Raw genomic sequence first — 22346 nt, 5'->3', positions numbered from 1 at the left:
TGTACTGATTATCAGCCATAGGATTTCCCCCTCGCAATCGGCTTTGCACAAGGAGAACCCACATGCACATCGCGATTCTGACCTTTCAGGGCTTCAACGAACTCGACTCCTTGATTGCATTGGGCGTCCTTAACCGAATCAAGCAGCCCGATTGGCGTGTCAGCCTGTGCTGCCCTGAGCCAGAGGTCACGTCCATGAATGGCGTCACGGTTCGAGCCCAGTCCTCACTTGAAGACGCTCGCTTGGCCGACGCCGTGATTGTCGGCAGCGGTATGCTGACACGCGAGATCGTCGATAGTCCTGAGCTGATGAGCCGTCTGACACTCGACCCAAATCGCCAACTGATTGCTGCCCAATGTTCCGGCACCTTGATCCTGGCCAAACTAGGCCTGCTTGGTAACGTGCCAGCTTGCACCGACCTGATCAGCAAACCATGGGTGCAGGAGGCTGGGGTGGACGTTCTGAATCAGCCTTTCTATGCCCGTGGCAACCTGGCGACGGCAGGCGGCTGTCTCGCCTCGTCCTATCTGGCAGCTTGGATCATTGCCCGTACCGAAGGGGTTGAAGCCGCTGCCTCGGCACTTCACTACGTTGCACCTGTCGGCGAGAAAGAAGCCTACGTTACCAACGCACTGCAGCACATTACGCCGTACCTCTCACAATGATGTCTGCATCGCTTTCCAGGCGATAACGAAACGGAGTCCCGCATATGCGCGCTTCAGGCCGGCGATCACCTGTTCGTGGTCCTTAGCCTGAAACGCGACCTTTTCGTCGATTCGGTCTTTTCCCAGGCGGTAGAGGCTGCCTGGGAGGGGTGCCCGCATCTGCCCCCCTGCTTGATCACGGCAAATAGCCGAGTAACCCCTGGCGCCAGTTCATGTCGTAATCCATCAACAAAAACTCTTCGCCTTCATTGGTGTATACCGGCCAAGCTATATCCGTTGTCGCGGGGCTGCCTGTCTTGGCGAACTGTGCCCACAACGCCATGCTGTCATTGGCAACCGATTGGTCCACTGGGCCCCAACCTGGCTGATTGTCGGCATAGTTATCCGGAGTAGCGTTGGGAAGACCAGTGAGTCCCAGTACATAGTGGCTGTAATAGGTGTCTGGATATCCGAATACCGAGGCCAAATCAATGCCGTGGTAAGCGCCGACTCCACGGTTGGCCCAGTTTTCCGGGACATGATCATAAACATAGGCATAAACATCGGAATCCTGAGAGCTCTTCAGAAAGGGCAGATACCATCTCATCCCGGGCGCCACGAACGTCGAGTCGTCCTGGGTCATCCCGAGCATGATCGGGACATCATTGTGAAAGCCGTTGTCGCGTATGTCAGATGTCACGTACCAGTTATCAACGTTCGGCTTGAAATAGTCGACGCCGAACGTGTTGGCCACGCTGGCCAGATCCATCCATGGCACTCCCCGCATGGCAGCGATCACGTTTTCCTCATTCTGCAGACCGAGCTTCTCTGATAGCGCGATGCCGCCAGCCTCTTCATCGGCAAGTGAGGCGTAAATGGGGCGAATCTTATCTTCCGGCGCAGGAGCGGCGCTCATGATGATCGCTTTGTGAAAGAGCCCTTCAGCCAACGGTGAGTTAAGCAGCGAAATGGTCTTCAAGCCGCCGCCGGACTGCCCGAAGACCGTTACATTGCCGGGGTCTCCACCGAATTGACCGATATTGTCGCGCACCCATTGCAACGCCGCGATCTGATCAATCTGGGAATAGTTACCAGACGACTGACGCTCCGATTCCGCAGTGAGCTCGGGGTGTGCCATGTAGCCGAAGGCACCCAGGCGATGGTTCACCGTGACGACGATCACCCCTTCACTGGGCAACGCACTATGGTTATAGGACAGACTGTTGGCGGTCAAAATCGCGTAGCCGCCTCCGTGTAGCCAAACCATGACAGGTAGCTTTTCCCCTTCGAACCCTTTGGGCACCACCACGTTCAGGTAAAGGCAGTCTTCGCTCATGCTGCCTTTGCCGTAAACCTCAAGATAGGAAGGCTGAGCGCATTGATCGGCCCAGTCTGTAGCCTCCCGTACGCCGTCCCAGCCGCTCAGGGTGACGGGAGGTTTCCAGCGCAGATCACCTACCGGCGGCTCTGCATACGGAATGCCGTACCAAGCCCATGCCTGCTCATCGACAGAGAATCCCGCGACCTCGCCATGCCTGGTGGCCACCGTCCGCCGTTCGCTTAATGAGCGCTCCAGATGCGCGCGAGAATCCGCAGCGCTGCGCAGCTTTCTTGGGCGGGGATCACTTTCGGTAAATACGGCCGGCTGTGCCGCGTTCAGCTCGGCGAGCAGAGATTGCACTGGCGCGCTACTGGCGAAGCTCGCCGGGTCCTGATCGAGCACAATGGAGTCGGCCCAGACCGACACTGCATCAGCTATCGCAGGCGAAATCTGAATACCGTTGTTGAGTTTGCGGTCTTGATCAAGACTCTGGAGCAGGACGAGCATATTCGTCACGAGATCGGAGCTGATGTCGGACCCATCGGCCAAACTCAGTGGGCTCATCCGCTCCTCAGCGCGGGCGCTTCCGAGCTGCAGATCGCCCAGATGGAAGCTGATGGTTTCTCCACTCCGGTAGCTGAATGATCCGTCCTGGTCGGTCGTACCTTGCTGAGTTTCCGTTCGGTAGGCCAGGCCTTCCACCGGGCTGTCGGTGAACACCCCGACCAGGACCGGACTGGGGGCATGATCTTCAGCAACGTCATCGTCGCTACTGCTGCCTCCGCCGAAGCAGCCGCTCAGACTAATTACTGCCAAAGCCCCAAACGTTATGAAGGAAAGAGATGAACTTGATTTTCGATACCGCTGGTCTTGCGTAGCCATACGACACCCTCAGTTGTTGTTGTAAGCCGGACTCGTACTTGTATGCCTAACTAAAAGATCATAGGCGGGCTCGCAACCAGCGCCAGCGCCGGGCAAGAGGCAGAAGGGGTCGTTGAACGAGTGCGTGACGAAACGGTAAATGCAGATAAAGCGCGACTGCGACTCATAGGTCACGTTTAGCCTATGGGGTATTGACCGGTCGTTGGGAACACGCGCGGAAGAACCAAAGCATCGAAGCGCCTGAATTTATTCAGGATGAGAGGAGCCCGCTATGGGGAAGTGGGGAAAGATGGCTAATGTCTGCCATTCGAAACTTGGGACACACCGCAGTATTGAACGAACGCCATAACCTGCATTAGATAAGCGGGTATTCATACCGTAAATACATTTGCCCAGTTCCCATAACTCGGCGGTCAGCAGTGCCAGGAATGTACCGGAGCTATCGCCGATTGCATTTTTCCATAGCTCTCACTGACCGAGAGCAGATCTCTGCCAACGGCTGCTCTTGGCCGGTTTCGGCCGTTCGTGACCTACTGCTGCCGGCCAAAGGCGCCCCCTCGTAAGAGGCCGATCTGCACGCGGTCAATCAGAGCGTGCTGGCCGAGTAGGTACTGGAGTACATCAAGTTGTTGTACCAGGTCGAGCTGGAAGCCAGCGAGCTCACGTCAGAGCAGCGCTGAATCATGAGGAATAAACATGCCAGGCCCGTTGCTGATGCACTGCATAAATGGATGTTGGCCCAGTGGGAAAAGGTGCCGAACGGAACAGATACTGCCAGGGCCTTGGATCAGACCCTGAAACGCTGGGCTCGAGTTTGCTTGCCGCCCTATGGAAACACCACTATTTCATGGCCTTCCTGCCAGGGTTGGAACTTGATCATGACGTGCTGAAAGACTGGGTGTTCCAGCCAATCCCTCAGCCATTGCTGTAGATTCGGATAGGGCAGGCTGTAAAACACCTCCTGATCTACATGGGCGAACTGGCGTACAAAAGGCATGATGCCGATATCAGCGATGCTGATATTGCTTCCCAGCAGATACTTGTTTTTAGCGAGCAACTGTTCTAACACCTGCAAGAACACCTCGCCCTGCTGCCGATACTCTGACTGGGTTAACTCTGGATGGCGATCGACGTATTTGTAGCGATCCAACCAATGTTTGAATTCGTTATCGTTCTGGTCGATCAGGGTATTAGCGCTTACTAAATCGATGTTCAATAGACCTTTTGGATCGTTCTGTCGCAGTGCCCATTCCACTATTTGCCTGCTTTCCTCGATAACGAGTCTCTCAGAGCTGTCATCCTCCGCAAGTTCCAGAACAGGAACAGTGCCTTTGGGGCTGATAGCCAGCATCTGCGCCGGCTTGTTTTTCAGTACTACTTCCCGCAATTCTACTTTCAGCTCGGCAAACAGGAGGCCGAGTCGGGCGCGCATTGCGTAAGGGCAGCGGCGGAAGGAGTACAAGCGAGGTAGTGAGCCGGACATAATGTACTTCCTAACTAACGCCGCCGGTGGACGCCGGGACTCCGTTGGTCATTTCGCTGCTCCCCGGCCTTCAGAAAGTTGGATCGGCACCGCCTTCGGCTCCCCGACCGCCCATTCATTGGGGAAGCGGCGGATTAATAATGTCAGACCAAACCCGACCGACAGCACCAGGAAGGTAAAACTGAAAGCCGCGGTGAAGCCGCCGGTATTTTCGATCAGCCAACCGCCGACGGCCGGCCCGAGGAATTGGCCGAATGCGAAGAACACGGTCGCAAAACTGAATGCGATAGGGATGTAGCGGGGGGCCACCTGGTCTGTCGCGCTGGTCTGGATCATCGCGAACAAGCCGTTGACCGAGGCGCCCATCACCAGGAAGTGCAAGAAGAAGTGGGGCAGGGTCTGCCCGGTAATGGGTAGCGCCACGGCTATGAGCACCAGGAACATGCACATGGCCAGTGCGTTACCCCGGCCCCAGCGGTCAGACAGCCATCCCCACAAGGGTCCGCCGGCGATGGACAGCAGGCCCATCATCGCCATAAACCGTCCTGCAATGGCTTCAGTGTGGCCGCTTTCGACCATGAAGCTGACCATGAACACCGTCTGGACGATATAACCCAGGCCGATGATGCCGTAGGTGGTGGCCACGATCAGTACCCGGGGGTTGCGGTAGATCCGCCACTTCACTTCCGACGGCAACTGGCCGGCAGCGCTGGTTGTGGCCTTGGGTGGATTGCGTACAAACAGACCGATCATGACGGTGACAAACAGGGCGGAGGCGGCAAACATGCCCCAGCTGACCCGCCAGCCCTGTTCGCCAAACACGTCGAACAGAATGGGCACGAGGACACCGGTCAGCAGGACACTGATGCCGACACCACTGGACATGTAGCCGATGACCAACCCGCGCTGCTCGGGAAACCAGGTCGCCAGCAGCGCCACCATTGGCGCGAACGCAAAGGCGGTACCAAACCCCAGTAACCCCATAAGAAACATCACCAGCCAGAAGTGGGTGGCGATAGCCAGGCCCAGGAACCCTACCGTGACCGTGAGCATGCCGAACATGACGGAGGCCTTCGCTCCCCAGCGGGCCGCAGCCAGGCCGCCGGCCAGGACAAAGCAGACGTAGCACAGGGCGGTAACCGTGCTGAGAATCCCGGCCTGCTGGTAGGACAGGCCAAGGTCCGCGCGCATCGCCGGCAGGATGATGCCGTAGGCCAGGCGGGCGAACCCGATCACCACGAGGGAGGTGAGGGTGCCGCACAGCACGGTCAGGATCATGTTAGGGCGATCGGCATTCTGGGACATGGTGTTCTCTTATTGTCTGACGCTTCGCAGCGGCTCAGGGTACCAGCTTTCCGCTATGGTGGCCGATTGAGACAAGCCCCAGCAAACCCTATATGAACCAGCTTCGCCCCTTCGCTGTCCATAATTGTGGCTGCGCTCCATTCAGCCTGACCCACGCTGCCCCCGGCGCGTGACTGGTGCTCAATAATAATGCTGGAGTCAAATTATGAGTCTGACACTGAAATCAGTATTGCTCGGAATGATGGTTCTGTTCATGGCCGGCTGTAACACCATGGAAGGCGCAGGCAGGGATATCCAGAGAGGCGGCGAGGCATTGGAAGATTCTGCCTCGGACAGGTAACACCAAAACACCAGGCCACTCGTTTGGGTGGCCGGTACTGAGTCATCCATAAACCTCCTGAATACCCCTTCAATCTCGTGTTTGCCCGAGCTACGTCGGCCCGCCTAAACTCAGTCGTTATTGTCAGAGGCACGCCCGTGGCGTGCTGCCAACTCGACTCGGTAGGTAGCCATGAAAACCAGAATCACAGAACTCTTCGGTATCGAGCATCCCATCATCCAGGGCGGCATGCACCACGTCGGTTATGCCGAACTTGCAGCGGCGGTAGCCAATGCCGGCGGGCTGGGCATGATCACTGCGCTGACTCAGCCGAACCCCGAAGCGCTGGCCGCGGAGATTCGCCGCTGCCGTGAGATGACCGACAAGGCATTCGGCGTCAACCTGACCTTTTTGCCATCGGTGAATCAGCCGGATTATCCTGGTTACATCAAGGCCATCATCGAAGGTGGCGTCAAGGTGGTGGAAACCGCCGGTAACAATCCACAGAAGTGGCTGCCGATCCTCAAGGAAAACGGCATCAAGGTTATCCACAAGTGCACCGCGGTGCGCCATGCGCTGAAGGCCGAGGCCATTGGCTGCGATGCGGTGAGTGTGGATGGTTTTGAATGCGGCGGGCATCCGGGTGAGGATGATATCCCCAACTTCATCCTGCTGCCGCGTGCTGCCGAAGAATTGAAAATCCCCTTTGTTGCTTCCGGCGGTATGGCCGATGGTCGTTCGCTGGCCGCTGCGCTGGCGCTGGGTGCCGACGGCATGAACATGGGTACGCGCTTTATCGCCACCCAGGAAGCACCGGTACACGAGAACGTGAAGCAGGCCATTGTGGCAGCCAGCGAGCTGGATACCCGGCTGGTCATGCGCCCGCTGCGCAATACCGAGCGGGTGATGAACAACGCTGCGGTCGAGCGCCTGCTTGAGAAAGAACAGCGCCTGGGCACCTCGATCAAGTTCGAGGATATTGTCGAGGAAGTGGCCGGCGTCTATCCGCGCATCATGAAGACCGGCGAAATGGATGCGGGCGCCTGGTCTTGCGGCATGGTGGCGGGGCTGATCCGCGATGTGCCGACGGTGCAGCAACTGGTCGACCGCATCATGGCCGAGGCCGAAGGCATTATTCGTGAGCGCCTCAGCGCCATGCTCAACGGTTGAGGAGACGACACATGAGTTTCGATACCCCGCTTTACCTGTGCGGCCCGCTGCGCGAGCCAAAACAGATGCTGGCTGATCAGCAATACAGTGGCCATACCTCTATCCATGATGACGATATGGCCGAAAAGCTCGGCTTCCGCGCTGGCCCTATCGAAGGGCCAACCCATTTCAGTCAGTTCACACCGCTGCTGGTGGAGATCTGGGGGCAGGACTGGTTCGAGCGCGGCTGTTTTTCGGCGCACTTCCAGAACATGGTGGTGGAGGGCGAGCAAGTACGCGCCTTTGTCGAGCGTCCGGCGCCGGGCGCGACCCGCGTACGTTGCTGGGCTGAGAAGGCCGATGGTACGCCGGTGCTGGAAGCCAGTGCGAGTATTGGTGATGCGGGCCCGAGCCTGCTGGATGAGCGTATGGCCAGGCTGCGCCCGCCGGAGCGGCTGGTGATTCTGGCCGATCTGCAGGTGGGTATGACCGGAGCAGAGGAAGAGCGGGTACGCATGGACGCCGATCAGCACATGGGTGAGCTGTATCCCTTTTCGCTGAACCAGAAGCTGGAGCGTATTACCGAAAATTCGCCCTGGTATTCACAGGCCGACGTGTCCCCCTGGGGCCGGCCGATCATTCCGTTGGAGATGGTCAGTGTGCTGGCGGAATACAGCAGCAAGCAGGCGGCTTTCCCGGTGCGCCAGCCGGTGATCGGCCTGTTCGCCGACCAGGAAATCCGCATGATCGACGGGCCGCTGTTGGTGGGCGAGGACTATCTGATCCGCCGGGAAGTAGTGGCGCTGTCGGAAAGCAAGCGTACTGAGTCGTACTGGGTGCGCTCACGCATCTATTCTGCCGACGGCAGCCAGCTGAAGGCAGAGATGCTGCTCAACCACGCCACGCTCAAGCATTCCTACGCGGATTATCCCCAGGCTTGAGGCCGCAGTAGTGCTTCAGGATCCGGCACCCGTTACCTGACGGGGCGCCGGCATCCTGTGAATGCTCTGCTCAGGAAGGAATAACCCGAGTTCGTCCCCGGTCATCGATGGCCACGAACACGAAGGTGGCCTCGGTCACCTTGCGGCTCTCTTCGTGAGTGTGGTCATCACTCCACACCTCCACCAGCACGGTGATCGAGCTGCGGCCGATATCCTGCACCTGGCAGTGAAACGCGAGTTGCGCGCCTACCGGTACCGGCACCATGAAGCCCATGCGGTCGATGGCAACGGTGGCTACCCGGCCGCGGGCGATACGTGAGGCGCTGCTGGTACCGGCCATATCCATCTGACCGACGAGCCATCCACCATAGATGTCGCCGAAGCTGTTGCAGTCGCGGGGCAATGCGGTGATTTTAAGTGCCAGTTCACCCCTGGGCACTGGGTTCTGATCGAGTTCTTGCATGAACTACTCTGGGAGATGTTGTCGTTATTGTGCCGCCGTGCCCGAGGAGGCGGGCGGTCCATTATCGCAGGGTGGGATACTACGGTGATCCGGGAATGCCCGCAAGGCGTGGGCTGATGGAGCTGTCAAGAATAGTAACGGGTTTTCCTAAACTGAAACATTCCTGAAATAAAGCGTCGACATAATGGCCCCTGTCCTGGAAAGGAGTTGTAAAAGCGGGCTTCTGGCGGATCCAAGGGAAAGTCGGAAAGTGCTGCTGACCAAAGTAGTTCACGCTATGTCTGAGGAGACTGGAATGAAACGTTTGATGAAATTTGCAGCAGTTGCCGTTTCCGGATGCGCCTTGTTGGCGAGCCCGGTGTTTGCTGAGCAGCTCAGCATCAATGGATCCACCACCGTTCTGCCGATCATGCAGGCCACCACTGAGGCGTACACCAAAGCCAACCCGGACACCACTTTCTCGGTTGCTGGTACCGGTTCCGGTAACGGTATCCGTGCGGTAATCGATGGCATGACCAACATCGGCATGTCCTCGCGCTGGATCAAGGACAGTGAAGTCCAGCAAGCCCATGAAAACGGTGTTTACGTCGTACCTTTCGCTGTTGCGGCCGACGGTATCGTTCCAGTTGTGCACCCGGAAAACCCGGTCAAGGAACTGACCTCTGAGCAACTGCGCGGCATCTATAACGGTTCGATCACCAACTGGAGCGAAGTGGGCGGTGAAGACAGTCGTATCGTATCCATCTCCCGCGATTCCTCTTCCGGCACTTACGGTGTCTGGGTTGACGTGGTATTGAAAGGTGACCGTGTAAGCCCTGCCACTCAGCTGCTGCCATCCAACGGTGCCATCTCGCAGGCTGTGACTACCAACCGCAATGCGATCGGTTATGTTGGTATCGGTTACCTGAACGACAAGCTGAAGCCGGTGACACTGGACGGTGTGGTACCGAGTCACGACACTGTGCGCGATGGTAGCTGGCCTGTTGCCCGCACCCTGTGGGTGTTCACCAACAACTGGCCGCAGGGCGACACCCTGAAGTTCATCAACTATGTATTGCACCCGGAGCAGGGTCAGAAAGCAGTTGAGTCCACCGGCTACGTGCCGCTGTACTAAGGGATAGGACTCAAGGGTCCATTCGTTTTACGGAAATACAGAACGCCAGGCTCAAGCCTGGCTTTCTGCCTTGGCTGAGGCCGCAATAGGTCGGCCGGCAAGCAGAGAGAAAACATGTCAACAGCATCGTCACTATCTACATTCAAGGCCCAGAGAAAGCCATTGATCAGCAGCCGCGCCATGGATCTGCTGGTTCATCTGTTCTTTCTGTTGGTCAGTGCCACCGGCGTGATCATTCTCGGCCTGATCCTTGTGTTTCTGGTCATGGAAGGGTTGCCGATCTTCGATAAAATCTCGGTCAGCGACTTCCTGTTTGGTTCAGCCTGGTATCCCACTTACGATCCGGCGGACTACGGCATTTTGCCAATGATTGCCGGCAGTGCCAGCGTGGTCGTGTTGTCTACATTGATTGCCGTGCCCCTGGGTGTCGGGACCGCCTTTTATCTGGCCGAGATCGCTTCGCCCGCCGTGCGCGGTGTGCTCAAGCCAGTGATCGAGCTGATCGAAGGCCTGCCGACCGTCGTGATCGGTTTTTTCGGCATGGTGGTGATTGCACCCTGGTTGCAGAACACGCTGAATCTCGATACCGGACTTAACATTTTCAACGCCTCTATCCTGTTAGCACTGATGGCGGTACCGACCATCGCCAGTATTGCCGAGGACGCTATCTACAGCGTACCCAAATCAATGAAGGATGGCGCTCTGGCGCTTGGCGCCACGCATTGGGAAACCATATGCGGCGTAGTGTTCCCTGCCTCCATCACCGGTATTGCTACAGCCGTGGTGCTGGGTATTGCACGGGTCATTGGCGAGACCATGGTGGTGCTGATGGTTGCCGGTGGTGCGGCGATGATTCCCGGGTCGATATTTGATCCGGTGCGTCCGATGCCGGCCAACATTGCTGCAGAGATGGGCAACGCGGCATTCCGCAGTGATCATTATCATGCGCTCTTCGCCATCGGTCTGGTGTTGTTCGTGATCACCTTCCTGTTCAACCTGCTGGCGTCCTACCTTGCCAACAAGTATCGCCGCGTAGGGGAGGCCATCTGATGATAGGCACAAATAGTCGTAATCGCCGCAGAAGAAACATCCAGAAAATAGCCTTCAGCATTCTGGGAGCCACCGCTGCTCTCAACCTGCTGGTGCTGGTCGGCTTTCTGCTGTTCATCGCCGTGCAGGGCGTGTCAGCCATCACCGTGTCGTTCCTGACCGAGATGCCGCGTAACGCCATGACCGAAGGTGGCATCCTGCCGACCATTCTGGGTACCGTGTATCTGAGTCTGGGCGCTATTCTGGTCGCATTTCCGATCGGAGTCGGTACTGCCATTTATCTGAACGAGTTCGCCAAGGACGGTTTCTGGGTCCGCATGATCCGTCAGGGCGTAGTCAACCTGGCGGGTGTGCCATCGGTAGTCTATGGCCTGTTCGGTCTGGCCTTCTTCGTCATCATCATGAAGATGGGTGTGAGTATTCTCGCAGGTGCCCTGACGCTGGCGGCATTCATTTTGCCACTGGTGATCGGCTCCGCCGAAGAGGCGCTGCGGGCGGTACCGAAGAACATGCGTCTGGCCTCGCTGGCGCTGGGTGCTACTCGCTGGCAGACCATTTATCGTGTGGTGCTGCCACCGGCATTGCCGAGCATGCTGACCGGCCTGATCCTGGGCATCAGCCGCGCAGCCGGTGAGACTGCACCCATCATGTTCACCGCGGCTGTGTTTTCAACGGCCAAGCTGCCGACGTCGATCTTCGACGAAGTCATGGCCATGCCTTACCACATCTATGTGCTGGCGACCGCAGGGACCAATATCGAGCAGACCCGTCACCTGCAGTATGGTACTGCCCTGCTGCTGTTGATGATTGTGGTGTGTCTCAACCTGATCGCTATTCTGCTGCGCAACAAGCTGCAGAAAAAATACAAGGCAACCTCCTGATTACTTTTCGGACGGCTTGGCGGCTGTTCGGTATTGGTTAACCGATATGGGGTACACCCAATGAATGTTGAATCGACAATGAATACGCAGGCAATACCACCACGAACGGATAAGATGACAGTTACTACTACTCAGGCACTGCCGGAGAATAGAGAGAGGCTGTTGATGGAAAATGAAACAACCAAGATTCAGGTTAATGATCTGAAGCTGTTCTACGGCGAAGCTCAGGCGCTCAAGGGTATTGACATGGTGATCCCCGAGCGCAAGGTGACGGCGTTCATTGGTCCGTCGGGGTGTGGCAAGTCCACATTGTTGCGCTGTTTCAACCGTATGAACGATCTTGTGGATATCTGCCAGATCACCGGTGAAATCATTATCGGTGGCAAGAATATCTATGATCGGGATGTGGATGTAGCCGAATTGCGCCGTAATGTCGGGATGGTGTTCCAGAAACCGAACCCCTTTCCCAAGACCATCTACGAGAACGTCGCCTATGGTCTGCATCTGCAGGGCGTGCGCTCCAAGCGGACGCTGGATGAGGTGGTGGAACAATCGCTGCGTGCTGCTGCTCTGTGGGACGAGGTCAAGGACCGGCTGCACAGCAATGCCTTTGGCATGTCTGGCGGTCAGCAGCAGCGTCTGGTGATTGCTCGCGCCATTGCCATCCAGCCGGAAATCCTGCTGCTGGACGAGCCGGCATCGGCGCTGGACCCGATTTCGACACTGAAGATCGAGGAACTGATCCACGAGCTGAAGGACAAGTACACCATCGTCATCGTTACCCACAACATGCAACAGGCGGCGCGCGTTTCCGATTACACCGCGTTCATGTATATGGGTGAGATGGTGGAGTACGGCGATACCAACACTCTGTTCACCAATCCTTCGAAGAAACAGACCGAAGATTACATCACCGGCCGCTACGGCTAGTCCGTGAGGAGAGTCGCCATGAATAAAGATATAGATAGCTTCACCCAGCACATTTCCCAGCAATTCAACGAAGAGCTGGAGTCGCTCCGCACCCGGCTGTTGGAAATGGGTGGGCTGGTGGAGAAGCAGGTACACGACGCCCTGACCGCGCTGATCGAAGCGGATGGCAAGCTCGCCGAGCACGTGCGTGTAAACGACCGGGTCATCAATGACATGGAGCGTATGATCGACGAAGATTGCATGCGCATTCTGGCCCGTCGGCAGCCTGCCGCCAGCGACCTGCGTCTGGTAGTGAATATCAGCAAGATCATTGTCGATCTGGAACGCATTGGTGATGAAGCCTCGAAAATCGCCCGTCGGGCGCTGCAACTGATTGAAGAAGGTCAGGCACCGCGTGGGTACGTGGAATGCCGTCACATCGGCTATCACGTACACAAGATGGTGCAGCAGTCGCTGGACTCCTTCGCCCGCTACGACAGCCAGCAGGCGCTGGAAGTGGCGCGCGAAGACAAGGTCGTCGACCGGGAATACAAGACCGCCATGCGCGAAATGGTCACCTACATGATGGAAGATCCGCGCTCGATAAGCCGCGTATTGAATATCCTCTGGGTACTGCGTTCGCTGGAGCGTGTCGGTGATCACGCCCGTAACGTCGCCGAACACGTGATCCACATGGTCGAAGGCACCAACGTACGGCACGTCGGCCTCAAGCGGATGGCCGAACAGGTGGAGGGCAGTGTCTCCACGGATAATGCTGCCGAGGATTGATCTCGGCAGTATTACCGCTGGCTGCGAATCTGCACCAGCCGCCCTGGATAATGGCGGATGTGCCAACGCTGTGATGCACCTCTCATCCAGACAGCAAGTGCCTTGACCTGCCTCGGCGCTTCGCTAGGATCATCGCTGCCTCAATCCACAGGATTTATCAGGAAAACAGGGACGGCGATGATCAAGATAGGCGTAGGCTCCAAGACCTCTACCGGCGGCACAGTGATCGAAGGCAATCCCGGCATCATGTTCGATGGCCTGATGGCCAGCTCGGTCGGCCATCAGGCAAGCTGCCCCGCCTGCCGCAAAGGCATCGGCCCCATCGTGGCTGTCGGACCCAGAACAGTAGTTCTGCCAGCGGGACCGGCGGCGCGGGCCGGCGACTACGTCGCCTGCGGCTGCCCGGCCGGTTCGAATACGCTGCTGGCTGACGGTACCGTGCATATTGGCAGTCGGGCGTAGCTGCCGACTGAGACGGCTGCGGTTCCCGCACAAACAAAAAGGGCCGAGTCAATCAGACTCAGCCCCTTGTCGGCGTGCTGTGCGGATGTCGCTTAGTTCAGCGAGAGAATCCAGTCGGCCAGCTTGCCGGCTTCTTCTTCGGTTACCTGGTTCGGCGGCATGGGGATCGGGCCCCAGATACCGCTGGAACCATTCTGGATGCTGGCCATGATGTGTTCCTTGCCATCGGCCTGCTCGCCGTATTTGGCGGCGACTTCCTTCATAGCCGGACCGACGAGCTTGGTATCAACGGTGTGGCAGGCGACACATACCTTACTCTGGAACAATTCTTCAGCGGCAGAGGCTGAGTGAGCAGCTGTCAGGGCGGCTGCGGCGACCAAGGGCAACAGATAGAACTTCATGATATATCCTCGAAGGCTAATATGGATGCAGCTCCTGCTTATGCGCGTCAGTCTCTGCGGCAGGTATGTGTCTAAAATGGCTTAGATAACGGGTTATTTCAAGTAGTCAGATTGCCGCAGGTGGATTTGGTTGGACGCGGGGCGCATGTTTGGGTATTTTGCGGTACATAAATTCAATGTGTATCCGAACGATCTATTTATGCTGGATTGATCGCGCGGCCGCGTCATTTATCTGATATCTCAGGAGAGTAAATGGAAATCACGTCCTACAGCAACAACTGGAGCTATCCCACCAACGTTCGTGTCGGCGCTGGGCGTATTCGTGAACTGGCCAAATGTTGCGGGCAGTTGGGGATGAAGGCGCCGTTGCTGATCACTGACCCGGGTCTGGCCGCGCTGCCGATTGTCGAGCAGGCTTTGCAGGTATGCCGTGAAGCCGGACTGGAAATCGGTCTGTTCAGCGCGATCAAAGGCAACCCCACCGGCGGCAACGTGGCCGATGGCATCGCTGCGCTCAAGGCGGGCAATCATGACGGCGTGATCGCCTTCGGCGGTGGCTCGGCCATCGATGCGGCCAAGGCGGTGGCATTGGTGGGCAGACAGAACTGCTCTCTGTGGGAAGCGCGTAACCCGGCCACTATCGATGCCAGCCTGATGCTGCCGGTCGTCGCGGTCCCGACTACGGCGGGTACCGGCTCCGAGGTGGGTAATGCCTCGGTCATTACCGATGAGGAGAATCATGCCAAGCGCATTATCTTCCATCCCAAGATGACCCCGGCGATCGTCATTCTGGACCCTGAGCTGACCCTGGGCTTGCCCGCGAAGCTGACTGCGGCTACCGGGATGGACGCTCTGGCACATAACCTGGAGGCCTTCCTCGCGCCGACGTTCCATCCGATGGCTGAAGGCATCGCGTTGGAAGGCATGCGCCTGGTCAAGGAATACCTGCCGCGCGCTGTACGCAACGGCAATGACATCGATGCGCGGCTGCAGATGCTGGTAGCGTCGAGCATGGGTGCAACTGCTTTCCAGCGCGGCCTGGGCGCGATTCACGCGGTGTCCCATAGCATCGGCGCGTTGTATGACTCGCATCATGGTCTGCTCAATGCCATCGTCATGCCCTATGTCATGCAGGCCAACCGCTCGGTGATCGAGCCGGAGATGGCCCGTGCTGCCCGCTACCTGGGCCTGCCCCATGCGGACTTCAATGGCATGCTGGATTGGGTACTGGATTTGCGCGCCGAATTGGGCCTGCCGCATACCCTGGCCGAGATCGGTGTGGATGATTCCAAGGCCGAGCTGATCGGCGAAATGTCGATCAAGGACGTCACTGCTCGCACCAATGCGCGTCAGTTGACCGCCGCTGAATACCAACAGCTGTTCCTCAATGCTCTGACCGGCAAGCTCTGAGTCGACTCACCGCTACGCCACGTCGAGTCTGACGTGGCGTCAGCGGACGTTCTTGCTGCCTTCAGCTGCCTTCTGCTGTCTCACGCCGCCGCCCTTTGCTGGGTATTTGCCATCACTCTGGGGTAAGCTGTGGCGGTAACTGACAGAGAGAATCTCAATGGCGAGTGTATCCGTTCTGGTTGTGGATGATGCCCCCTTTATCCGTGACCTGATCAAGAAAGCCCTGCGCAGTCATTTCCCGGGTCTGCAGATCGAAGAGGCGGTGAATGGCAGCAAGGCACGTCAGCTGCTTGCCCGAACCTCATTCGACCTGATCCTGTGCGACTGGGAAATGCCAGAGCTGAGCGGCCTGGAATTGCTGCAGTGGTTTCGCACCCAATCCGGTCAGGAGAAGACGCCTTTCATCATGGTGACCAGCCGGGGTGACCGCGACAATGTAGTCGAGGCCATCAAGGCGGGTGTCAGCGACTATGTTGGTAAGCCGTTCAGCAACGAACAGCTGATTTCCAAGGTGCGCAAGGCCTTGCAGCGGGCTGGCAAGCTGCAGCAGTTGCGTGCCCGTCCCGTTGCCACCGGCGGACACGCCCAGGAGACCATCACCAGCCTGCTGGGCTCGCGCCCGGCGCCTGTCCCACCCACAACCCCGAAGCCGGCCGTGCCGGTGGATAACCGGACAGCAGCACGCTCAACGGCTCGGGCGCAACTGCGCGTGGCTGGTCAGCAGTTCGCCTGTGTCATCCGGAGCCTTAGCCTGCGCGATGCACGGTTGGTGGTGCGCCGGGGTGAGCAATTGCCGGCAGTGTTCGACAGCGCGGTGCTGGATCTGGAGCAGGAAGGTGGGCAGGGCGTGGCCCGTATCAACGGCTACGTGCATACCCTGGCGGCACTGGAGGATCGCATGGATTGCGAGTGGGTGCTGGTGACGCTGAAATTCGTCGACCAGGACCCGGCCAAGCTGGAGTGGTTGTCGATGCTGATTGCCGAGGGCGGTCACTGAGCCGTCAACGACGGCTCATTCTTCAGATAAGCCGTTCGGCCGGGAATACGCAGGTAAAGCTGCTGCCCTTGCCGGGTGTGCTGCTGATCTGCAGCTCGCCGTGATGGCGCATCAGCACGTGTTTGACGATAGCCAGTCCGAGGCCGGTGCCGCCGGTAGTGCTGTTGCGGCTGGAGTCGACACGGTAGAAGCGCTCGGTCAGCCGATGCAGGTGTTCGGCGGCGATTCCCGGCCCGTTATCCGTTACGCTCAGGCGCGCGCGCGGTCATCCTGCACCCAGGTGATCTGAATCTCACCGCCATCCTGGGTATATTTCACTGCGTTGTACACCAGGTTGGAGATGGCACTGCGCAACTCCGACTCCCATCCCATGATGCGGGCCTGGGTGGCGCAGTCGATGGAAATGCTGTGCTGCCGTTCTCCGGACACGGCGAGGGCGTCCTTGCGGATGCCGGGCAGCATGAGAGCGATATCGACCGGTTTTTCCTCGGCGCGGGCCTCTGAGGTCTCTAGGCGCGAGAGCATCAACAGGTCGTTGAGCAGGCTCTGCATGCGCCGGGCCTGCTGCTGCATCTGGTGCAGCGGCCGCATCCAGCGCGGATTGCTGCCGTCATCGCTATCGATCATGGTTTCCAGATAACCGACTACCACGGTCAGCGGAGTGCGCAGCTCGTGGGATACGTTGGCGACGAAATCCTTGCGCATTTGCTCCAGGTTATGCAGCCGGGTAACGTCGCGGACCAGCAACAGCCGCTCGCCATTGCCGTAGCGGGTGATGTTGTACTGCAGCCAGGTGTTGATATTCAGCGGAGAGGGAATATCCAGCGGCTCGCGGTAATTGCCGTGGTCGAAATAGTGGACGAAACGCGGATCGCGCAGCAGGTTATGCACATGCTGTCCGCTGTCGTCGGGCGCGCGCAGGCCGAGCAGGCTTTCGGCGGCGTGATTCCACCACTCGAGATGACCATCCTTGTCGATCATGACCACGGCATCGCTCAGTGCTGCGGTGGATGCCTGGATGCGTTCAATGACCGTCTGCATGCGCCCACGCATGCGCTTGTCGCGGCGCTGCATGCGGTAGATGCCATCGAAAATCTCGCCCCAGATGCCGGAGGCTTCCGGTGGCGGCTCACCCGGGTGCGTTTGCAACCAGTGCTGAAAACGTTGCAGTTGGCGTAGCATCCAACCTAGATAGATGGCCAGCCCGATGACCAGAGCCCAGGCAGGTTGTCCCACCAGCAGGCCGATCAGCAGGCAGCCCAGCAGCAGCCAGAACAGTCTGCCTGAGATTGCGCGGAACCAGTTGTTTTCCACTGGTATTATCCTGGATCAGATGGGTAGACACTGCCGCAATGCAGCGCCTCAGCCCTTGGTGGAAAAACGGTAACCCGTGCCGCGCACAGTCTGCACCAAACCTTCATAGGCGGAACCCAGAGCCTTGCGCAGACGACGAATGTGCACATCCACGGTACGCTCTTCGACATAGACATTGCCGCCCCAGACCTGGTCCAGCAACTGGCCGCGGGTATAGGCGCGTTCCTGGTGGGTCATGAAGAACTGCAGCAGTCGGTACTCGGTCGGGCCGATTTCCGCTGGTGCGCCGTCAATGGTGACGCGATGGCTAATCGGATCCAGGTGCAGACCATTCACTTCGATGGGGGCTTCCTCGTCCACCGGACCGGCGCGGCGTAGTACAGCCTTGAGGCGGGCAACCAGCTCCCGGGGTGAGAACGGCTTGGTGATGTAATCATCAGCACCGACTTCCAGCCCCTGGATCTTGTTGTCTTCCTCACCCTTGGCGGTGAGCATGATAATGGGAATGTCGCTGGTCAACTCGTCGCGCTTGAGGCGTCTTGCCAGCTCGATGCCGGTCGTGCCCGGTAGCATCCAGTCCAGCAGGATCAGGTCCGGTTTGGCATCTATGATGGCAGCATGGGCCTGTTGCGTATTCTCTGCTTCAAGGCAGCGGTATCCGGCCATCTCCAGCGCAACGGCAATCATTTCCCGGATAGGGGCTTCGTCGTCTACGATCAGTATGGTCTTGTCTGCCATGGTACTCCGTCCAGTTGCAGTGTCTGACATACACCGATTAGATAACAAGAATATTGCAGTTGTGTGACCGCTGACCATTTAACCCAGGCGGTAGTCCAGCACCAGGCCGGCAAATACCAGCAGTCCGCTCCAGTGGTTGGACAGGAATGCGGCCAGGCACGCCTGTGGTTCACGGTCGCGAATCAACCAGTGTTGCCAGCCGAAGCTCAACAACATGGCTACCAACCCCAGGTAGTAAAAGGCGCCCAGCTCAAAGCGGCTGCCGACCAGCAGCAGGCACAGCAATGTCAGCCCCTGCAGCAGCGCGATAATCAACTTGTCGGCTTCGCCGAATACGATGGCGGTGGATTTGACGCCGATGACCAGATCATCGGGGCGGTCACACATGGCGTACTCGGTGTCATAAGCCACAGTCCACAGCAGATTGGCGATGTAGAGCAGCCACAGCGCCACCGGCAGTTCGCCGGTCTGTGCAGCGAAGGCCATGGGGATGGCCATGGAGTAGGCGGCGCCCAGCACCACCTGGGGATAGAAGGTGAAGCGTTTGCAAAAGGGGTAAACGGTTGCCAGTGCCAGTGCCACCAGTGACAACTTGAAGGTCAGCAGATTGGTGAACAGCAGCAAAGAGGCACTCAGCGCCACCAGAATGGCGAAGACCAGCAGGGTTTCCCGGGGGCTGACCTTGCCGGTGGCCAGAGGCCGGTTGCGGGTGCGGGTGACATGACCGTCGACCTTGCGATCGGCGAAGTCGTTGATGGCGCAGCCAGCTGCCCGCATCAACACCACACCGGTGACAAACACTGCCAGCAACAGCAGATCCGGAACGCCGCCTGCGGCCAGCCACAGCGCGCACAGCGTGGGCCACAGCAGCAGATAGATACCGATGGGGCGGTCCAGCCGCATGAGCTGGATGAAGTCGATGGCGCGAGGATGGAGGCGCGACAGGGGTTTGATCAACAGGCCAGACACAATAGTCTCCGAAACGGTGATGGACTCAGGCGGCCGGAGGCCAGCCGGGGAGAAAAACCTCGCATACCAACAGCTGCAGTCGCTCGCTGGCGAACAACGAGCGCCGAGCCCAGCAACCAGGCTGCTGCCGATCCACTGGCAACCAACGGGCCGGGTAGCGGCTGATCTCGATCGGCTCGCGGCGGATCCGCGGATCATTGAACAACAGCTCGCCGAGGCTGCGACTGCCCAGGTTTTCCAGATGCACGCCAGCGGCGTTGAAAGCCTGCAAATCGGCTACCGTGCGGGCAAATACCCGGGGCGCTCCCGCCGTGTGCAGCAGGACTTCGCGGACCCATACCGGATGGGCCTCAGCCAATCCGAGCGCTGCGGCTTCATCTGCGCGCGCCGGTTGCTGCTGCTCGGCCAGTACTTCGACCCGGAAATCATCATTGCCGGCCGCCATCAGCCGCCGGGTCAGTGACCCCGTGTCGCGGAGCCAATCGAGCAAAACGCTGTCGGAAATATCGGAATGATCGGTTACCAGTTGCCAGTCGGGAATACTCACGGATCTCACTGTCGCTGCGGGTGTCTGGTGCAGAGGGTATCATGACTTGGCGGTTATTCACCCGCCCTGGCGCAGCGGTTGGCCGGCGTCAGAGCTTTGCGGTAGTCTCGGAAGCCGATTTTACAGCGCACTATTCAGGAATCATTGATGAAAAAATGGCAATGCATCGTATGTGGGTTCATCTATGACGAGGCGGAAGGATGGCCGGATGACGGCATCGCGCCAGGGACTCGCTGGGAAGACGTACCGGCTGATTGGCAATGCCCGGATTGCGGAGTCGGCAAGGAAGACTTCGAGATGATCGCTATCGGTTGATCATTATGGCAATGAGACAGTTTTGCCTTTTTCCGGGAAATCAGCGATAACTCTCACTGTCAGCCCGGTTTCTGGCTGGCGCAGGCGCCCGAGTCGTGCCATGCTGGGCAGGCTTTGACAGCCTTGAGCCAGGAGCGGCGGGGCGGTCGCCAAGCATCGTTGCAGCAGGCAGCGAAAAACAAAAACAACACATAGTGAGGCTCTATATGCGTAAACCGGAACTCGCAGCGGCTATTGCCGACAAGGCTGACCTGAGCAAGGACCAGGCAAACCGCGCGCTCAACGCGATTCTCGATGAAATCACCCAGGCCCTGAGCCGCAAGGATACGGTTACCCTCGTCGGGTTCGGAACCTTCTTGCAGCGGCATCGTGGTGCCCGGACCGGCAAAAACCCGCAAACCGGTGAGCCTGTTCAGATCAAGGCCAGCAACACCGTGTCCTTCAAGCCCGGCAAGGGATTGAAAGATTCCGTCAATTGAACGGAAAGGCCGGGGGCTGTATAGCCCCCGGTAGCTGATTCAGCGATCTTTCAGCGATTCCAGCCCAGCTGGTACTCATTCACCAGCTTGCGTAGCGCATCGCGCGCGTCCAGTACCTTGTCCACCGCCTTGTCCGCTTGTTCACGGGTCAGCTCCAGACGCTCCAGCAGCAGCTCGGGGATAACCATCTCCGGCCCGCCACCCAGTTCCCGCTCACGCAGCAGCGCCAGGCTGAGATAAACCAGGTTGGCGTATTGATAATGCTCACCGGCGTAATGCGGATCATGCTGATGGCGGATGGCGCTGGAAATTTCCGCCGGCATGTCCCAGTAGCGCATCAGCCAGCTACCGATCTGATCCCGGTTGACGCCGAGCAGATGCTGGTCCACCAGGTGGGCCGGCACATGCGGGTTGGCTTCCACATGACGACAGATCAGGTTGAAGTAGGGCGGGAAGATATAAGCCAGCAGCAGATAACCGAAGTTATGCAGCAGCCCGGCCAGATAATTCAGGCCCAGCTCGGGGCGATGTTCACGCGGCATCGCCCTGGCCAGCCCTTCGATCGCCGCGGCGGTATAGATGGCTTGTTCCCAGTAGGGCGTGCTGCACTCGGGCGCATCCTTGGGTAGGCTGAACGTCTTGCCCAGGGACAGGCCCACCGCAAGATTGATCACCAGGTCAAAGCCCAGCACACGGGTGATGGCATCTTCCACCGAGCGAATCTTGCCCGGTGCGGCATAGAATGAAGAGGAAGCCCAACTGACCACCTGGGCAGCCAGGCTGGGGTCGGTTTCCACCACATCGGTGAGCTGCTCGACGGTGGCATCGGGGTTCACCCGCAGTTTCATGATCTGCTGGGCGGTGTTGGGCAGCGGCGGAATCTCGATGGTCTCTTCCAGACGCTGGCGCATGCGCAGGGCGGTGAAGTTCTTCACCGCCAGGTTGATGTCGTGCCGGTCCTGTTCGGCATCTTCAGCGGTACATTCGATGGTGCTCAGCGGGACGGCGAAGGCGGCGGCGGTGGCGGTTGCCGCCAGGCTGGCCAATGCGCTCTGCTCAAGTTCCAGACACCAACCGGACAGGCCGCTGGGCATCCACACCTGGGCGTGGGCCAGCAGCTGTTGCTCGATGAGACAGGGTGAATCCACCAACACCGGCAAGCCCGGCAACTGCGCCAGCTGGTAGCGTTGCAGGAGCGCCTGCAGCTGCTGATCGCGCACCGGCTGCAGTTCCCGACCGGTCACCCGTGTCAGTTCCCGCAGGTCCAGCAGATGGTCAGCGGGAAACAGCGTCAACAACATGCCATCGGCGTCGCTGAGCAGGCACACCCGAATCTGCTGGCACAGCGGGCCGGCTGCGCCCTGGGGCCGCAGCCGGTAGGTAATCTGCTGTCGCTGCAGCTGCTTTTCCAGCAGGTCGGGCAAGCTGGCGCTGGCTGACGGCATGGCTGCGTGATCGGTCATC

23 protein-coding genes and 1 pseudogene are annotated in these 22346 nt (G+C 58.7%); 14 read left to right on the top strand and 10 right to left on the bottom strand.

Annotated elements, in window-relative coordinates; all coding sequences use genetic code 11:
- Positions 1–62: 62 nt before the first annotated feature.
- A complete protein-coding gene (locus QAO71_RS16395; RefSeq protein ID WP_280164918.1) occupies positions 63–665 on the top strand; it encodes a DJ-1/PfpI family protein in 603 nt (200 codons plus the stop codon).
- Between the two features lie 175 nt (positions 666–840).
- Here the strand turns inward: QAO71_RS16395 and QAO71_RS16390 are convergent, their stop codons facing one another.
- From QAO71_RS16390 to QAO71_RS16380, 3 genes are all read right to left on the bottom strand, one after another.
- Positions 841–2847: a carboxylesterase family protein gene (locus tag QAO71_RS16390; protein WP_280164917.1), complete on the bottom strand. Its 2007-nt coding sequence runs from the start codon at positions 2845–2847 to the stop codon at positions 841–843.
- 826 nt (positions 2848–3673) lie between these two features.
- Positions 3674–4330, bottom strand: coding sequence for a glutathione S-transferase (locus QAO71_RS16385; RefSeq protein ID WP_280164916.1), 657 nt, complete (start codon positions 4328–4330; stop codon positions 3674–3676).
- A 48-nt stretch (positions 4331–4378) separates the two neighbouring features.
- Positions 4379–5608 carry an MFS transporter gene (locus QAO71_RS16380; RefSeq protein WP_280164915.1) on the bottom strand — a complete coding sequence of 410 codons (1230 nt, stop codon included), beginning with the start codon at positions 5606–5608 and terminating at the stop codon, positions 4379–4381.
- Positions 5609–5840: 232 nt separating this feature from the next.
- On the opposite strand from QAO71_RS16380, the gene QAO71_RS16375 reads away from it, so the two are divergent.
- From QAO71_RS16375 to QAO71_RS16365, 3 genes are all read left to right on the top strand, one after another.
- The gene (locus tag QAO71_RS16375; RefSeq protein ID WP_051611213.1) at positions 5841–5975 is read left to right on the top strand and encodes an entericidin A/B family lipoprotein; all 135 of its coding nucleotides are present in this window, start codon (positions 5841–5843) and stop codon (positions 5973–5975) included.
- Positions 5976–6146: 171 nt separating this feature from the next.
- Positions 6147–7124, top strand: coding sequence for a nitronate monooxygenase family protein (locus QAO71_RS16370; RefSeq protein WP_074778890.1), 978 nt, complete (start codon positions 6147–6149; stop codon positions 7122–7124).
- A gap of 11 nt (positions 7125–7135) precedes the next feature.
- Positions 7136–8044, top strand: a complete 909-nt coding sequence (locus tag QAO71_RS16365; protein ID WP_036991760.1) for a hypothetical protein — start codon at positions 7136–7138, stop codon at positions 8042–8044.
- A gap of 70 nt (positions 8045–8114) precedes the next feature.
- On the opposite strand, the gene QAO71_RS16360 is transcribed toward QAO71_RS16365, so the two are convergent.
- Positions 8115–8507: an acyl-CoA thioesterase gene (locus QAO71_RS16360; RefSeq protein ID WP_280164914.1), complete on the bottom strand. Its 393-nt coding sequence runs from the start codon at positions 8505–8507 to the stop codon at positions 8115–8117.
- A 295-nt stretch (positions 8508–8802) separates the two neighbouring features.
- Between QAO71_RS16360 and QAO71_RS16355 the strand changes: the two genes are divergently transcribed.
- The 6 genes from QAO71_RS16355 to QAO71_RS16330 all read left to right on the top strand — a co-directional run bounded on the left by QAO71_RS16355 (position 8803) and on the right by QAO71_RS16330 (position 13712).
- On the top strand, positions 8803–9621 hold the full coding sequence (locus tag QAO71_RS16355) for a phosphate ABC transporter substrate-binding protein (RefSeq protein WP_280164913.1): 819 nt from the start codon (positions 8803–8805) through the stop codon (positions 9619–9621).
- A 180-nt stretch (positions 9622–9801) separates the two neighbouring features.
- On the top strand, positions 9802–10671 hold the full coding sequence (pstC, locus tag QAO71_RS16350; RefSeq protein ID WP_280164912.1) for a phosphate ABC transporter permease subunit PstC: 870 nt from the start codon (positions 9802–9804) through the stop codon (positions 10669–10671).
- Positions 10671–11552 (top strand): phosphate ABC transporter permease PstA, encoded by an 882-nt coding sequence (gene pstA, locus QAO71_RS16345; protein WP_280164911.1) that lies wholly within the window; start codon positions 10671–10673, stop codon positions 11550–11552. Before pstC ends, pstA begins: the two co-directional genes overlap by 1 nt.
- Positions 11553–11666: 114 nt before the next feature.
- The gene (pstB, locus tag QAO71_RS16340) at positions 11667–12482 is read left to right on the top strand and encodes a phosphate ABC transporter ATP-binding protein PstB (protein ID WP_280164910.1); all 816 of its coding nucleotides are present in this window, start codon (positions 11667–11669) and stop codon (positions 12480–12482) included.
- Positions 12483–12500: 18 nt separating this feature from the next.
- Positions 12501–13250: a phosphate signaling complex protein PhoU gene (gene phoU / locus QAO71_RS16335; RefSeq protein ID WP_036991767.1), complete on the top strand. Its 750-nt coding sequence runs from the start codon at positions 12501–12503 to the stop codon at positions 13248–13250.
- Positions 13251–13427: 177 nt separating this feature from the next.
- Complete coding sequence (locus tag QAO71_RS16330) at positions 13428–13712, top strand: PAAR domain-containing protein (protein ID WP_280164909.1); 285 nt, start codon at positions 13428–13430, stop codon at positions 13710–13712.
- Positions 13713–13804: 92 nt separating this feature from the next.
- Here the strand turns inward: QAO71_RS16330 and QAO71_RS16325 are convergent, their stop codons facing one another.
- Complete coding sequence (locus QAO71_RS16325; RefSeq protein ID WP_036991770.1) at positions 13805–14113, bottom strand: c-type cytochrome; 309 nt, start codon at positions 14111–14113, stop codon at positions 13805–13807.
- Between the two features lie 252 nt (positions 14114–14365).
- On the opposite strand from QAO71_RS16325, the gene QAO71_RS16320 reads away from it, so the two are divergent.
- Together QAO71_RS16320 and QAO71_RS16315 are read left to right on the top strand one after the other, a co-directional pair.
- Entirely contained in the window at positions 14366–15523 is a 1158-nt protein-coding gene (locus QAO71_RS16320) for an iron-containing alcohol dehydrogenase (RefSeq protein ID WP_280164908.1), read from the top strand.
- Between the two features lie 157 nt (positions 15524–15680).
- Entirely contained in the window at positions 15681–16520 is an 840-nt protein-coding gene (locus QAO71_RS16315) for a response regulator (RefSeq protein ID WP_280164907.1), read from the top strand.
- Between the two features lie 22 nt (positions 16521–16542).
- Here QAO71_RS16315 and phoR read toward each other — a convergent pair.
- The 4 genes and pseudogenes from phoR to QAO71_RS16295 all read right to left on the bottom strand — a co-directional run bounded on the left by phoR (position 16543) and on the right by QAO71_RS16295 (position 20097).
- Positions 16543–17834: pseudogene (phoR, locus tag QAO71_RS16310) on the bottom strand (phosphate regulon sensor histidine kinase PhoR).
- A gap of 48 nt (positions 17835–17882) precedes the next feature.
- Positions 17883–18572 (bottom strand): phosphate regulon transcriptional regulator PhoB, encoded by a 690-nt coding sequence (gene phoB / locus QAO71_RS16305; protein ID WP_036991775.1) that lies wholly within the window; start codon positions 18570–18572, stop codon positions 17883–17885.
- 78 nt (positions 18573–18650) lie between these two features.
- Complete coding sequence (gene ubiA, locus QAO71_RS16300; RefSeq protein ID WP_074778876.1) at positions 18651–19541, bottom strand: 4-hydroxybenzoate octaprenyltransferase; 891 nt, start codon at positions 19539–19541, stop codon at positions 18651–18653.
- Between the two features lie 25 nt (positions 19542–19566).
- Positions 19567–20097 (bottom strand): chorismate lyase, encoded by a 531-nt coding sequence (locus tag QAO71_RS16295; protein WP_051611217.1) that lies wholly within the window; start codon positions 20095–20097, stop codon positions 19567–19569.
- 138 nt (positions 20098–20235) lie between these two features.
- Here QAO71_RS16295 and QAO71_RS16290 point away from each other — a divergent pair, with 138 nt between their 5' ends.
- On the top strand, positions 20236–20403 hold the full coding sequence (locus QAO71_RS16290; RefSeq protein WP_036991777.1) for a rubredoxin: 168 nt from the start codon (positions 20236–20238) through the stop codon (positions 20401–20403).
- A 206-nt stretch (positions 20404–20609) separates the two neighbouring features.
- Entirely contained in the window at positions 20610–20882 is a 273-nt protein-coding gene (locus QAO71_RS16285; RefSeq protein WP_036991779.1) for an HU family DNA-binding protein, read from the top strand.
- A gap of 50 nt (positions 20883–20932) precedes the next feature.
- Here QAO71_RS16285 and QAO71_RS16280 read toward each other — a convergent pair whose 3' ends face one another.
- A complete protein-coding gene (locus QAO71_RS16280; protein ID WP_280164906.1) occupies positions 20933–22345 on the bottom strand; it encodes an HDOD domain-containing protein in 1413 nt (470 codons plus the stop codon).
- Position 22346 lies beyond the last annotated feature (1 nt).

The organism is Halopseudomonas sp. SMJS2 (assembly GCF_029866945.1).
Taxonomy (GTDB): domain Bacteria; phylum Pseudomonadota; class Gammaproteobacteria; order Pseudomonadales; family Pseudomonadaceae; genus Halopseudomonas; species Halopseudomonas bauzanensis.
The sequence above is the reverse complement of the archived record's forward strand: the minus strand, read 5'-3'. Positions and strand labels throughout refer to the sequence as shown.